Here is a 14085-nt window from a genome sequence, read left to right as displayed (position 1 = left end):
CGTCCTACGCCATCGGGATAGGTCCGCTTGAATTCCCGGCCGCCCTGTTTATCCTGTCGCCATGCAACCGAACCTCACCTTCGAGCAGATCGAGCGCTGGAGCAGCGGTATCGCCGCCGCCGTCGGCGCCACCTTGCCGGAAGAGATCTCGGCGCATTTCACGGCCGGCGCGCGCAATCTCATCGCCTCCGACCAAGTCTATATCGGCCTCTACCTGCGCGACAGCGCCTCGATCACCATCTACGAGCGCGACCCGGACGACTGGAACCGCAACTACGACACCCGCAAGTACCACGAGGACCCGTTCTTCCGCCTCTTCGCAGGCTCGCGGCAGGATTTCCTGCTGCCGCTCTCCGCGCTCGACAAGGGCGATTTTCGCACCAGCGCCTATTATCGCGACTTCTACGAGCCCTCCGGCAGCTTCGACGAGATCACCGGCGTCTTCAATTTCGACCGCAACGCCGCCGGCTTCGTCACCTATCTGCGCCGTCGCGGCGCGCGCCCCTTCGGCGCCGGGGATCTTGCGCTCGCCGAGGCGACCGCGGAGGCCACCCGCCGCGTGCTCGAACGACTCTGGCGGCAATGGCGTCCCGAAGGCGAAGGCCCGCTCTCGCTTGCGCCACTCAGCCTGCGCGAGCGCCAGATCGCCCTACTCCTCATCGAGGGCGGCTGCGCCAAGACGATTTCGCGCGAACTGGCCATCTCGCCCGGCACCGTGCGCAACCACATCAAGACCGTCTATCGCAAGCTCCGCATCCATTCGCAGGTCGAGCTGATGGCCGCCGCCCGCGGCGGCGACCACGCCTGCTATCCCTCACTGCCCTGAGACGACGCGCGTCCACATGCGGTTCTGCAGGCGCAGGAGCTTCGCATCGCTCGATTCCACCACGAAGAGTTTCGCCTTCACGTCGTCAGGCGGGAAGACGCCGGGATCCTTCGCCACGGCCTGATCCATCAGCGGCAGCGATTCCGGAATGGGATTGGCGTAGGAGACGTAACTGGAATTGGCCGCCGCGATATCGGGCCGCATGTTGAAATCGATCCAGGCGAGCGCATTTTCCGGGTGCGGCGCATCCTTCGGCACGGCCATCGTGTCGAAGTTGATCAGCGTACCCTCCTTCGGAATGGAATAGGCGATTTCCAACTTCTTTTCGCTCTCCGCCGCCCGGGCCTTGGCCTGGAGGATGTCGCCGGACCAGCCGAGCACGACGCAGATGTCGCCGTTGGCAAGGTCGTTGATATAGCGGGACGAATGGAAATAGCGGATGTGCGGTCGCACCTTCACCAGCAGCTCCTCGGCCTTGGCGGTGTCGTCCGGGCTGGTGGAGCGCGGATCGATGCCAAGATAGTTCATCGCCATCGGGATGATCTCGGCCGGCGCGTCGATGATGGCGACGCCGCAATCGGCGAATTTCTCGACCACGGCCGGGTCGAAGACCATGGCGAAGCTGTCGACCGGGGCCTCGCCCATACGCTGCTTCACGGCCGCGATGTTGTAGCCGATGCCGTCGGTCACCGCCATGTAGGGCACGGCATGCACGTTGTCCGGGTCGGCGCCGGCAATCAGCGACAGCGCCTGCGGATCGAGCTTGCCGGCATTGGCGAGCTTCGCCTTGTCGAGCGGCTGGAAGGCGCCGGCCTTCACCTGGTTCTTGAGGAACGGATAGGCCGAGGGGTAGACGACGTCGTAGCCCGAGCCGCCCGTCAGCATCTTGGTCTCCAGCACCTCGTTGCCGTCATAGACGTCGTAGACGACGCGGATGCCGGTTTCCTTCTCGAACTTCTCCGCCGTGTCCGGCGCGATGTAATCCGACCAGTTGTAGACGTTGACGACCTTTTCTTCCTGCGCCTGCGTGGTCCCGGCGGCCGCGAGCAGGGCAAGGATGGAAACGAACGATGCGCGCATGGTCTTCCTCCTCAAGCCTTCGTCTGGCCGGCATAGACCGGCAGCGTGATGCAGGCGACGTTGCCGCCCCCGAGCAGGATTTCGCGGGAATTCTCGATTCCGACGATGCGGTGGTCCGGGAAGAGCTCGGCGAGCTTGGCCTTGGCGGCGCGGTCGAGCGTCTCGTCGTCGAACTGCGGCACGACGACGACGGAGTTGCCGGGATAGTAGTTGATATAGGTGGCGGCGGTGCGGTTGCCGGCCGGCCGCGCCCAGGTGCTGTCGACCTGGTCGACGCTTTCGGCCTCTTCCGCCGTCATCTCGATGGGGCGGGGATGGGTGATGCGGTGCACCTCCAGCGCCCGGCCGCGTGCATCGCGTGCCGAGCGCAGCGCCTCCTCCACCTCGCGCACGATCTCGTATTGCGGGTCGTCGCGGTCCTCAGTCCAGCTCATCGCCACCACGCCCGGCCGCACGAAGCAGCAGACGTCGTCGATATGGCCGTCCGTCTCATCGAAGCAGAAGCCGCGCGGCAGCCAGATGACATGCTCCAGACCGAGATAGTCGCAGAGCTGCTGCTCCACCGCCGCCTTGCCGAGATGGCCGTTGCGGTTGCGGTTCAGGAGGCACTGTTCCGTGGTGATCAGCGTGCCCTCGCCGTCGCATTGCAGGCCGCCGCCTTCGGCGATCAGCGTCGAGCGATAGCGGTCCATCCGCTCGGTCTCCAGCACCTTGCGGGCGACGAGATCGTCGAGGTTCCAGGGCGAATAGAGGCCGCCGTCATTGCCGCCATAGGCGTTGAAGGTCCAGTCGACGCCGCGTACCTCGCCGCGGTCGTTGATGACGAAGTTCGGGCCGCTGTCGCGCAGCCAGGAATCGTCCGTCGACATCTCCACGAGCCGCACGCTTTCCGGCAGCATGGCGCGGGCGTTGAGCCACTGGCGGCGCGAGACGGCGATGGTGACCGGCTCGCTCTCGGCGATCGCCGCGGCGACCTGCGCGAAGAGCTTCTGCGCGGGCTTGGCGCCGAGCCGCCAGGTGTCCGGCCGTTCCGGCCAGATCAGCCAGCAGCCGGCCTTCGGCTCGAATTCCCCCGGCGCGCGAAAACCGTCTGCCCTGGGCGTGCTTGCAAGCGTGCGTACCATGTTCCCCCCGATCGAAAAATCCGGGTGGATTAAGGCAAGCGCACCCCTTTCGGGTCAATGTCCCATTTGGGATAGGCGGGAGGGCGGTTCAGCCCTCGAAGACCATCAGCGTGTCGCCGGCCTGGAGATAATCGCCTTCCTTGACGCGAAGCCGCAGACGACCGGCCTTCGGCGCGAGGACCTGCGTTTCCATCTTCATCGCCTCCATCACCGCCACCAGCTCGCCTTCGGCGACCTCCGTGCCATCGGCGATCTTGAAGGCCTGCAGCGTGCCGGAAACCGGGGCGGCGATGCCGTCCTCCGCCGTATCGCTGCCGGCCGCGGAGGTCGAGCCCTGCCCGACCGCGCTGAAGCCGGCGAGGAGGAGGCTCGGCAAGGCGAGCGAAACGCGCTTGCCGTCAATTTCGAGATGCGTGCGGATCAGCGACGGATCGGCGGCCGGCTCGGGCCGCGCCATGGCATCCGGCATGGCGGCAAAATCGGTCTCGATCCAGCGGGTATGCACCTTGAAGCCGTCGGTTCCGATGAAGTCCTCGGTATCGATGGCCGCGCGGTGGAACGGCAGGACCGTCGCCACGCCCTCGATACGGAATTCCTTCAGCGCCCGGCGGGCACGGCGCAGGGCCTCCTCGCGGGTCGCGCCCGTCACGATGAGCTTGGCCATCAGCGAATCGAAGACGCCCGGCACGGTGGAGCCGCTGACGACGCCGGTGTCGAGACGCACGCCGGGGCCGGAAGGCGGATCGAAAACGGTGATCGCGCCCGGCGTCGGCAGGAAGCCGCGGCCGGGATCCTCCGCATTGATGCGGAATTCGATGGAGTGGCCGCGCGGGGCCGGCGTTTCAAGGAGGCGCAGGCGCTCCCCTTCGGCGACGCGGAACTGTTCGATGACGAGGTCGATGCCGGTCGTCTCCTCCGTGACGGGGTGTTCGACCTGCAGGCGGGTGTTCACTTCCAGGAAGGAGATGGTCCCGTCGACACCGAGCAGGAACTCCACCGTGCCGGCGCCGGAATAGCCGGCCGCGGCGCAGATGGCCTTCGCGGCGGCATGGATCTTCTCGCGCTGTTCCGGCGTCAGGAAGGGCGCGGGGGCCTCCTCGATGAGCTTCTGGTTGCGCCGCTGCGCCGAGCAGTCGCGGGTGCCGAGCACCAATACGTTGCCGTGCTTGTCGGCGATGACCTGCGCCTCGATATGGCGGGGGCGGTCGAGGAAACGCTCAAGGAAACACTCGCCGCGACCGAAGGCGGCGGTCGCCTCGCGCACAGCGGATTCGTAGAGGTCGGCGATCTCCTCCATCTTCCAGGCGACCTTGAGGCCACGCCCGCCGCCGCCATGCGCCGCCTTGATGGCGACCGGCAGGCCGTGCTGCTCGGCGAATGCGATCACCTCCGCCGCCGTGGCGACCGGACCGTCGCTACCGGCCACGAGCGGCGCACCGACGCTCTGTGCGATACGCCGCGCCTCGACCTTGTCGCCCAGCGCGGTGATCACGTCCGGATCGGGACCGATCCAGATGAGGCCGGCATCCTGCACGGCCCTGGCGAATTCCGCCCGCTCGGAAAGGAAGCCGTAGCCGGGATGGACCGCATCCGCACCCGAGCGCCTTGCGATCGCGATCAGCTTCTCGATGTTGAGATAGGTTTCCGCCGGGCGCACGCCGCCGAGCCCGTAGGCTTCGTCGGCAAGGCGCACGAACAGCGCGTCCGCATCCGGATCGGCATAGACGGCGACCGACTGGAGGCCGTGGTCGCGGCAGGCCCGCACGATGCGCACGGCGATCTCGCCGCGATTGGCAATCAGCACTTTCTTCATGGCGTTACTCCTGGCGGGTCGCGATTTCGGCGAAGGGGCCGATCGGGCGGAAACAGATCTTTGCATTGATGGGGATCTGGCCGGCGAGGTCCAGATGGTATTCGGCGACCGCGCCGATGACGGGATAGCCGCCGGTGAGTGGATGATCGGCAAGGAAAAGCACCGGCTGGCCGCTGTGCGGCACCTGGATGGCGCCGGTCGCCGTGCCCTCGCTCGGCAGTTCCGCGCTGTCCTTGCGCTCCAGCGGCACGTCGCCGGCAAGGCGGATGCCGACCCGGCTAGATTGCGGCGTCACCTGCCAGAGCTGGCCCGTCAGCGTGTCGATGCCCTTCTGCGTGAACCAGTCCGTGCGCGGGCCGAGCACCACGTCGAGGGTCACGACGTCGGCGGCCGAAGGCGCGACGAAGGCGGGGGCCTCGTCGATGGAGACGCTCGCGAGCCCATCCCTGCCGGACTTCAACGCCAGCACGGTTCCGGCCGTCACCGGCGCAGGTCCGACGACGGCGAGCGTATCGGTCGCCGCGCTGCCGAGAACCGGCGCGACGTCGAACCCGCCGCGCACGGAGAGATAGGCGCGCATGCCCCTTTTCGGATGACCGATCGTCACGACATCGCCGGGTTCCAGCGCAATCGGCCGGTAGGCCGCAAATTCCCTGTCACGACCGGCGCCGTCGCGCACCGTTACCGGACAGGCAGCGCCCGCAAGGCCGATCACCGCACGGACATTGCTCTCGAAGGAGAAGCCGCCGAGCGTGAGTTCGAGCGCCGGCGTGCCCGCCGGATTGCCGACGATGCGGTTGGCGGCATTGAACGCGCCGCGGTCGAGTGCGCCGGAGGCGGAAACGCCCTGTCCCGTCTGGCCGAAGCGGCCGAGATCCTGAAACACGGCGGGCATGGGCGCGGCGAGCACCTTGAATTGCGGCGTCTCCGCCGATACCGCCTGTTCCGTGCGGACGGCGGGTTCGGGAATGCTGATCGTCCTGCCGGCCGTCTCCATGTCGAAGAAGCGGACGCGATAGCCGGGCTGGAACAGCGCGCCGGGGTCGCGGTCGATATCCCACATCTTGACCGGCGTCGTGCCGATGATCTGCCAGCCGCCGGGGCTCGCCTGCGGGTAGACGCCGCTGAAGGCGCCGGCGAGCGCGACGGAACCGGCCGGTATGCGGGTGCGCGGGCTCTTGCGGCGCGGCACATGCAGGGTGGGATCGCCGCCGACGAGATAGCCGAAGCCGGGCGCGAAACCGCAGAAGGCCACGGTGAATTCGCTTTCCGTGTGGCGGCGGACGACCTCCTCCACGCTGAGGCCGGTCAGCTCCGCGACGTCGCCAAGGTCTTCCCCGTCATAGCGCACGGGGATTTCCACCAGTTGCTCCGACGGTGCGAGCTTCGCCGAAAGATCGCGGGTGGCGATGCGGGCGGCAAGCTTGTTGGACGAAACCCTTTCCGGGCGGAAACGGATCATCAGCGTTCGGGCGGCCGGCACCATTTCCTCGACACCGTGGATGGCGTCCGCCTGCAGGGAGGCGAACAGCGCGAGCGTTTCGTCGAGATCGGCAAGCTCGACGAGGATGGTGGTCAGGCTGACAGGGAGAAAGCGCATCGTGCCCTCACGCGTGGTAGGCGGAATCGGGAATGTCGGTGATGAACATGTAGCCCGGCGCATGGGTGATGGCGAACGGCACGCCGGACGCCATCACGGCTGCCTGCGGGGTGACGCCGCACGCCCAGAACACCGGCACCTCGCCGGGCTCGATGCGCACCGCATCGCCGAAATCAGGCTTTGCGAGATCGGCGATGCCGATATCCTCGGGCGCGCCGACATGCACGGGCGCACCGTGCACGGCCGGGAAGCGGCCCGAGATGGTGGCGGCATCGGCGACGCGCGCGGCCGGGATCGGCCGCATGGAGACCACCATGTTGCCCTTCAGCCGCCCGGCCGGGCGGCAGGCCTTGTCGGTGAGATACATCGGCACGTTGCTCTTGTCCGTCATGTGGCGGATCTCGATGCCCGCCTCCACCATCGGCGTCTCGAAAGTGAAGGAGCAGCCGATCAGGAAGGCGACGAGGTCGTCGCGCTCCGCCCAGGCCGCCGTCGCATCCGGGGTTTCCTCGACGAGCTTGCCGTCACGCCAGATGCGGTAGAGCGGCAGGTCGGTGCGCAGGTCCGCGCCGGGCGCCAGCAGCGTCGTCGGCGAGCCGGGGTCGGAGACGTCGAGCACCGGGCAGGGTTTCGGATTGCGCTGCGCATAGAGCAGGAAATCGAAGGCCCAGTCGCGCGGCAGCACGATCATGTTGGCCTGCGTGAAGCCGGGCGCGATGCCCGAGGTCGGCGCGACGCGGCCGCCGCGATAGGCGGCGCGGGCCGCACGGGCGGCCGATGCATCCGTATGGTCGAGATAGGCGGTCGGGAGCGTCATGGTCGCGCCCTCAGGCTTTTTCGGCAAAGGAGCGGATGGCGATGCCCTCCGCCTCGAAGCGGCGGCGGATCTCCTGCGCGATGGCGACTGCACCGGGGCTGTCGCCATGTACGCAGATCGACTGCGCCTCGATGCGGATCGTGCTGCCGTCGATGGCCTCCAGCGTTCCCTCGCGGGCAAGCTGGACCATGCGGTCGGCGATCTTCGCCTCGTTATGCAGCACGGCGCCGGGCTCGCGGCGCGAGACGAGCTCGCCCTTCGGCGTATAGGCGCGGTCGGCGAAGGCTTCCGCGACGACGGCGAGGCCGGCGCGGCGCGCCAGGTCGAGGATCGGCGCATTGGCAAGGCCCATCAGGACCAGCGAGGGATCGACCGCCTTGATGCCGTCGATCACCGCCTGGCCCTGCCTGGCGTCATAGGCGATGCGGTTGTAGAGCGCGCCGTGCGGCTTGACGTAGCGGACGGTCGTGCCCGCCGCCGCGGCCACGCCCTTGATCGCGCCGATCTGGTAGATGACGTCGGCGATCAGCTCTTCCGGGGTGGCGTCGAGGTCGCGCCGGCCGAAGCCGACGCGATCCGGGTAGGAGACATGCGCGCCGATAACGACGCCGTTTGCGGCCGCGGCCTTCACCGTGCGGTAGATGCCGGCCGGATCGCCCGCGTGGAAGCCGCAGGCGATGTTGGCCGAGGAGACGACGGCGAGCATCGCCGCATCGTCGCCCATGCGCCAGGCGCCGTAGCTTTCGCCGAGATCGCTGTTGAGATCGATCGCTACCATGTTCCTCCCTCCCCTTTTAGAAACCCAGCAGACCGAAGATCGTGCCGGCCGACTTGTAGCCCATATACCATGTGAGCGCGCAGACCAGGACGCCGAGGACCAGCAGCCAGCGCGGATAGTGATAGCCGCCCATCAGGTCCTCGCGCTTCCAGGCCGCGAAAAGGAAGATGGAGAGGCCAATCGGCAGGATGAGGCCGTTGAGACCGCCGACGAAGACGAGCATGGCAGCGGGCGGCGTGGTCATCAGCAGGTAGCAGACCAGCGAGATGGCGATGAAGACCACCGTCGCCATATTGCGGGCGTGTTCGCTGATATCCTGCTTGAAGACGGTGATGAACGAGACCGACGTATAGGCCGCGCCGATGACGCTGGTGATGGCGGCGGCCCAGAAGATGATGCCGAAGAGGCGAAGGCCCGCGTCGCCGGCCGCGGCCTGGAAGGCCTGTGCGGCCGGGTTTGCCGCCTGGCTCGCCGTGTCGATGACGACACCGCTTGCGACCACGCCGAGGATGGCGAGAAAGAGCACGTAGCGCATCAGGCCCGTCACGGCGATGCCGGTCAGCGCGGCGCGCGTGACGGCAGGCAGGTGCTGCTGGCCGACCATGCCGCGGTCGAGCAGGCGGTGCGCGCCGGAATAGGTGATGTATCCGCCGACCGTGCCGCCGACGATGGTGGTGATGGCCGCAAAATCGATCGTATCGGGCAGGACGGTCTGGAACAGCGCGTCTCCGACCGGCGGGCCGGAAACGAAGGCGACGTAGAGCGTCAGCACGATCATCAGGATGCCGGCGAAGATGATGAAGCGGTCGACGGCAAGGCCGGCGCGCTTCGACAGGAAGATGCCGATCGAGAAGACGGCGCTGATCGCCCCGCCGATTTTGGGATCAAGGCCGAAGACGGCGTTGAGGCCAAGGCCCGTGCCGCCGATATTGCCGATGTTGAAGAACAGGCCGCCGACGATGACAAGGATGGCAAGAAGGTAACCGGAGCCGGGAATGGCGGCATTGGCGACGTCGGAGGCCCGCATGCGCGTCAGCGTGACGATGCGCCAGATGTTCAGCTGCACCACGAAGTCGATGAGGATGGAGGCCAGGATGCCGAAGGCGAAGGCGGCGCCGAGCTTTGTGGTGAAGGTCGCGGTCTGCGTGATGAAGCCGGGGCCGATGGCGCTGGTCGCCATCAGGAAGATCGCGGCGATCAACGCCGAGCGGCGGGATTTGACGGTTTCGAGACCCTGCGCGACCACGCTCGGGCCGGCAGGCAGAGCTGCATTCTTTTCCATGAGATTTCTCCGCTCTCATGCACCCGCCCCTCGCGGGTACTGCATGACGGAATGATGCCCTGCTACACAAAAATGTCAACATTGTTCAACAATATTTCGGTATCGTTCCTTATTTCTGCCTTTTTACCAACCACATAGGCCGCGATTGGCCGCAAATTTAACCTCCATTGTCCCCGCATTCGTGCTAAGGGCAGCGAAGAATGCGGGCATGTCCCGGCAATTTGCGCCGGGATCGAGGAGGACGGAATGACGGATGATGGAGATGGCCTGCCGCTTGCAGACCGATTGGCGCGACGCATCCGCACGTTGCTGATCTCGGGCGAGCTCGCCCCCGGCCAGCGCCTCTCGGAAGCCGCCTTCAGCGATCGTTTCGAGGTCTCCCGCAACTCGCTGCGCGAAGCCTTCCGCCTGCTCACCAAGGACGGGCTGCTGCGCCACGAGGCCAATCGCGGCGTCTTCGTCGCCGTGCCCACCATGGCCTCGATCATCGACATCTACCGGGTGCGCCGCATGCTGGAATGCGGCGCGCTCCGCCAGGCCTGGCAGCAGCACCCCGCCATAAGGGTGATGCGCGAGGCGGTGGACACCGCGCGCCGGCAGCGCGAACAGGGCAACTGGCTCGCAGTCGGCAGCGCCAACATGATCTTCCACACCGCCATCATCGACCTTTCCGACAGCGTGCGGCTCAACGAATTCTACGAGCGGATCTCGGCGGAACTGCGCCTCTGCTTCGGGCTGCTGAACGATCCGGAGCACCTGCACGCGCCCTTCGTCGACATGAACGACGCCATCGTCAGCCTGCTGGAACAGAACAAGCCCCACGAGGCGGCAGCGCAGATGGAGACCTATCTCAACCTCGCGGAGCGGACCATGCTGAAGGCATTGGAGCGGGCCTCCGAAATGGCCTGATCATCTAAGCCACGTCCGCATGGCGCAGCGCCGGCGCGGATGCTTCCGGGCGGAAGGGCACAGGGCGCGCAATGGCATAGCCTTGCGCATAGTCCACGCCGATTTTCTCAAGCGCCGCGAGAATCTCTTTGTTTTCAACGAATTCCGCAATCGTCCTGCGCCCGGCGAGATGCGAGATCTGGTTGATCATCTCGACCGTCGTCCAGTCCGCCTTGTCCGTCAGCATGTCGCGCACGAAACTTCCGTCGATCTTCACATAGTCGACCGGCAGACGCTTGAGGTAGGTCAGCGACGACATGCCGACACCGAAATCGTCGAGGGCGAAGCGGCAGCCCATGGCACGCATCGCATTCATGAAGGCTATGGCCTCGTCGAGATTCTCGATGGCGCTGGTTTCCGTGATCTCGAAGCAGAGCACATCGGCCGGCACGCGGCTGCGGCGCAGCGCCTCGCGCAGGAACGGCATGAAGGTGTCGTCCTTCAGCGTCAAGCCGCTGAGATTGATCGAATAGGTGCCGGCGGCAGCGCCGTGCCGGCCGATGGCATCGAGCGAATGGCGCACGACCCACCGGTCGATGGCGGGCATGAGGCCGAAGCGCTCAGCCGCAGGGATGAAGGCGCCGGGGGCAAGCAGCTTGCCGTCTTCCTCGAGCCGCAGCAGGATCTCGCAATGCTCCTGCGCCTCGCCGTTTCCGCCGACGGCGGCAATCGATTGCGAAAAGAGCTGGAAACGGTCGTCCTCCAGCGCGCGGTGCAGGCGCTGCACCCAATTGAGGTTGACGGTGAACTGGGTCTGCGCCGCATCGTTCGTCTCGTAGACGTGCACGCGGTTTCGCCCTTTCTCCTTGGCCATGTAGCAGGCGATGTCGGCAGCGCGCAGCGCTTCCTGCAACGTGTAGCTCGTACCCCCGAGATGCACCATGCCGATGCTGGCGCTGATGGAATAACGGTGCCCGTTCCAGACGAAATCGATCGCCTCGGTAATCTCGCGCAGGCGAAGCGCGATACGCAGCGCATCCTCCGGCGAGCATTTCGGCAGCACGATGCCGAACTCGTCACCGCCGAGGCGGGCGAGGAGGTCCGTGCCGCGGATCGCATTGCCGAGGTCGCGCGACACGCGCCGTAGGAGTTCGTCACCCGCCGCATGGCCGCCATTGTCGTTCACCGCCTTGAACTGGTCGAGGTCGATGAACATCAGGGCATGACCCGCCTCGGCGCCATCGAGCGCGCGGGCCAGTCTCTCCTCGAAAAGCCGCCGGTTGGGCAGGCCCGTGAGATCGTCGTGATTGGCGCTGAAGGAAAGCTGCGCCTCGATCCGGCGCCGATGCGTGAGGAATGTGTTGAGCCGCCAGACGGTCAGCACGACGAACAACAGCGCCATCGCCACGTTGCTGATGAAAAGCACGCTCTGGACCTGGCGCGTGCCTTCGCCGAGGCGGTCGGAGAAGCGCTTGGTAAGCGGCGTCACGAGCGCATTGATCTCGTCGAGCTGGCGCGTGATGTCGCGCCGATCGCTCTCGCTGATATGGCGGGATGTGTCGATCGCCTCGCCGATCGGCAGCAATTGCATGAGGACGCCTTCCGCCGTGCGCCAGTCGCGGATGCACGCTTCCATCACCGGCAGCCAGCGGAAGTAGCGGAACAGCCAAATGACGTTCGGAATGTCGTCCGGGTGATTGCCGCCCTTCAGGAAACCGTCGAAGGCGGCGTCGATATCCGGCGGGTTCGCTTCGAGCGCCAGCCGCGCCTCGCGGTCGCCCAGCGGCACCGCCATCGCCCGATGATAGCGGTCGACGAAGGAGCGATTGCCGGATTCGGCGTAGCGGTTGAGATAGTAGAGGGCATCGTGCTGGCCCTTCGACCACAGGCTTTCGCCAGTCACGAAGGCACGCAGGGAAGACGTGACCTGGAGGCTGAAGGTGGCGAACGCCGTCTGGAGGATGACGATCAGGACGAACGGCCAGGCAACCGTGATCAGGCGCAGCGTCGTCTTCGGAGATTGCTTCATCGTGGGCACCGGCGCGGCGCAAAGCAGGTTCCGCCGTACCGTCCGTTTGCGCTTGCTGTTGTCCCGTCCAAAGGCCGCACCCGTGTCATCCGTCTTGCTGTCGACGAGGGTGGCGGCGCCACCATCGTTCAGTACAGGCGAGTGGAGCACAAGAGAGTAATGAAAACCCTAATACAACCAGAAGATTACTTTCTATCTGTCCTGTTTTCGATCCGATCGGCGAAGCGCTAGGCGCGTCCCAGAATAGCTTCGGCGGCTTTTTCCGCGATCATAATCACCGGCGAGTTGGTGTTACCGGAGACGATGGTCGGCATGATCGAGGCGTCGACCACGCGAAGTCTGTCGAGACCGTGCACGCGCAGCCTCGCATCTACGACGGCCAATGGGTCGCTGCCCATCTTGCAGGTGCCGACCGGGTGGAAGATGGTCGTTGCGATATCGCCGGCACGGCGGATCAGCTCCTCATCGCTGGCATAGTCCGTTCCCGGCAGGACTTCCTGCGGGCGGAAGCACGAGATCGCCTTCGTCTGCATGAGGCTGCGGGCATGGCGGATGGATTTTGCCGCAAGCAGCCTGTCGCCCACTGTCGAAAGGTAGTTCGGCCGGATTTCAGGCGGCAGGGCCGCATCGCGCGCCGTCATATGAACCGTGCCGCGGCTTTCCGGCCGAAGGTTGCAGACGGAGACTGTGACCGCCGGATAGCGGTGCAGCGGCTCGCCGAGCCGGTCCGTGCTGAGCGGCTGGACATGGTATTCCAGATCGGCCGTCGCGACGGCCGGGTCGCTTTTCGCGAAGATGCCGAGCTGGCTCGGCGCCATGGAGAGAGGGCCGGAGCGGTTGAACGCATATTGCAGGCCCATGCCGGCGCGGCTGAGAAGATTGTGGTAGAGCTGGTTCAGCGTGCGCGCGCCTTCGATCCGGAAGACGGTGCGGATCTGCAGGTGATCCTGAAGGTTCTCTCCGACGCCGGGGAGCGCATGATGAACCGGAATACCGAGGGCGGGCAGCAGGTCCGGCCGGCCGACGCCCGACAGTTCCAGTATCTTCGGCGAGTTGATCGCCCCGGCCGACAGCACGACTTCCCGGGATGCGCGAGCACGGCAGACGCGGCCGTTCAGGCGGAAACGCACGCCGGTCACGGCCTTGCCGTCGAATTCCAGCCGTTCGGTCTCGGCACCGGTCAGCACGCGCAGGTTCTTCCGCTTCATGGCGGGACGCAGGAACGCCTTCGTCGTGTTCCAGCGCAGGCCCCCGCGCTGGTTGACCTCGAAATAGCCCGAGCCCTCGTTGTCCCCGTCGTTGAAGTCGTCGGTCTTCGGAACGCCAAGCTCCTCCGCCGCATCGCGGAAGGCGTCGAGGATCGGCCAGGAGAGGCGCTGGCGCTCCACGCGCCATTCGCCGCCCGCGCCGTGCATGGCGGACCGGCCGCGATAGTTGTCTTCCGATTTCAGGAAATAGGGCAGCACGTCGTCCCAGCCCCAGCCGGCATTGCCTGCCTGCCGCCAGCCGTCATAGTCGGCCGCCTGGCCGCGCATGTAGATCATGCCGTTGATCGAGGAGCAGCCGCCGAGCAGCTTTCCCCGGGGATAGTTGAGCGCGCGGCCGTTGAGGCCGGCTTCCGCCGCCGTCTTCATCATCCAGTCGGTGCGTGGATTGCCCATGCAGTAGAGATAGCCGATCGGCACATGGACCCAGTGATAGCGGTCCGAGCCGCCCGCTTCGATGAGAAGCACCCGGCTCCTCGGATCGGCCGACAGCCGGTTGGCCAGGACGCAGCCGGCCGAGCCGGCACCGACGACGATGAAATCGTAGGTGCCCTCGTCCACCGGCGTCTCGTTGACATGCATG

At 66.2% G+C, this 14085-nt stretch carries 11 protein-coding genes; 2 read left to right on the top strand and 9 right to left on the bottom strand.

Translation table 11 applies throughout. From position 1 onward, the window contains the following. The first annotated feature begins 61 nt into the window (after window positions 1-61). A complete protein-coding gene (locus Q9316_RS21845; protein ID WP_306035418.1) occupies window positions 62-826 on the top strand; it encodes a helix-turn-helix transcriptional regulator in 765 nt (254 codons plus the stop codon). Here the strand turns inward: Q9316_RS21845 and Q9316_RS21840 are convergent. The 7 genes from Q9316_RS21840 to Q9316_RS21810 all read right to left on the bottom strand — a co-directional run bounded on the left by Q9316_RS21840 (window position 815) and on the right by Q9316_RS21810 (window position 9320). Beyond that, entirely contained in the window at window positions 815-1906 is a 1092-nt protein-coding gene (locus Q9316_RS21840) for a polyamine ABC transporter substrate-binding protein (protein ID WP_306035417.1), read from the bottom strand. The genes Q9316_RS21845 and Q9316_RS21840 overlap by 12 nt on opposite strands. Window positions 1907-1917: 11 nt before the next feature. Beyond that, window positions 1918-3030 (bottom strand): agmatine deiminase, encoded by a 1113-nt coding sequence (gene aguA, locus Q9316_RS21835; RefSeq protein WP_306035416.1) that lies wholly within the window; start codon window positions 3028-3030, stop codon window positions 1918-1920. An 88-nt stretch (window positions 3031-3118) separates the two neighbouring features. Next, window positions 3119-4843: an acetyl/propionyl/methylcrotonyl-CoA carboxylase subunit alpha gene (locus Q9316_RS21830; RefSeq protein ID WP_306035415.1), complete on the bottom strand. Its 1725-nt coding sequence runs from the start codon at window positions 4841-4843 to the stop codon at window positions 3119-3121. A gap of 4 nt (window positions 4844-4847) precedes the next feature. Then, window positions 4848-6443 carry a 5-oxoprolinase/urea amidolyase family protein gene (locus Q9316_RS21825; RefSeq protein WP_306035414.1) on the bottom strand — a complete coding sequence of 532 codons (1596 nt, stop codon included), beginning with the start codon at window positions 6441-6443 and terminating at the stop codon, window positions 4848-4850. A 7-nt stretch (window positions 6444-6450) separates the two neighbouring features. Then, window positions 6451-7260 (bottom strand): putative hydro-lyase, encoded by an 810-nt coding sequence (locus Q9316_RS21820; RefSeq protein WP_306035413.1) that lies wholly within the window; start codon window positions 7258-7260, stop codon window positions 6451-6453. A gap of 10 nt (window positions 7261-7270) precedes the next feature. Continuing rightward, window positions 7271-8038: a LamB/YcsF family protein gene (locus tag Q9316_RS21815; RefSeq protein WP_306035412.1), complete on the bottom strand. Its 768-nt coding sequence runs from the start codon at window positions 8036-8038 to the stop codon at window positions 7271-7273. 16 nt (window positions 8039-8054) lie between these two features. Beyond that, the gene (locus Q9316_RS21810; protein ID WP_306035411.1) at window positions 8055-9320 is read right to left on the bottom strand and encodes an NRAMP family divalent metal transporter; all 1266 of its coding nucleotides are present in this window, start codon (window positions 9318-9320) and stop codon (window positions 8055-8057) included. A 246-nt stretch (window positions 9321-9566) separates the two neighbouring features. Here Q9316_RS21810 and Q9316_RS21805 point away from each other — a divergent pair, with 246 nt between their 5' ends. Continuing rightward, a complete protein-coding gene (locus Q9316_RS21805; RefSeq protein ID WP_306035410.1) occupies window positions 9567-10229 on the top strand; it encodes a GntR family transcriptional regulator in 663 nt (220 codons plus the stop codon). A 4-nt stretch (window positions 10230-10233) separates the two neighbouring features. On the opposite strand, the gene Q9316_RS21800 is transcribed toward Q9316_RS21805, so the two are convergent. Further along, window positions 10234-12237, bottom strand: a complete 2004-nt coding sequence (locus Q9316_RS21800; protein WP_306035409.1) for a putative bifunctional diguanylate cyclase/phosphodiesterase — start codon at window positions 12235-12237, stop codon at window positions 10234-10236. Window positions 12238-12464: 227 nt separating this feature from the next. Continuing rightward, a complete protein-coding gene (locus Q9316_RS21795) occupies window positions 12465-14084 on the bottom strand; it encodes a GMC family oxidoreductase (protein WP_306035822.1) in 1620 nt (539 codons plus the stop codon). Between the last annotated feature and the right edge of the window lies 1 nt (window position 14085).

This window comes from Shinella zoogloeoides (assembly GCF_030733845.1).
Taxonomy (GTDB): Bacteria; Pseudomonadota; Alphaproteobacteria; order Rhizobiales; family Rhizobiaceae; genus Shinella; species Shinella zoogloeoides_C.
Note: the sequence above shows the minus strand (reverse complement) of the source record. Positions and strands in the feature narration are given on the sequence as shown.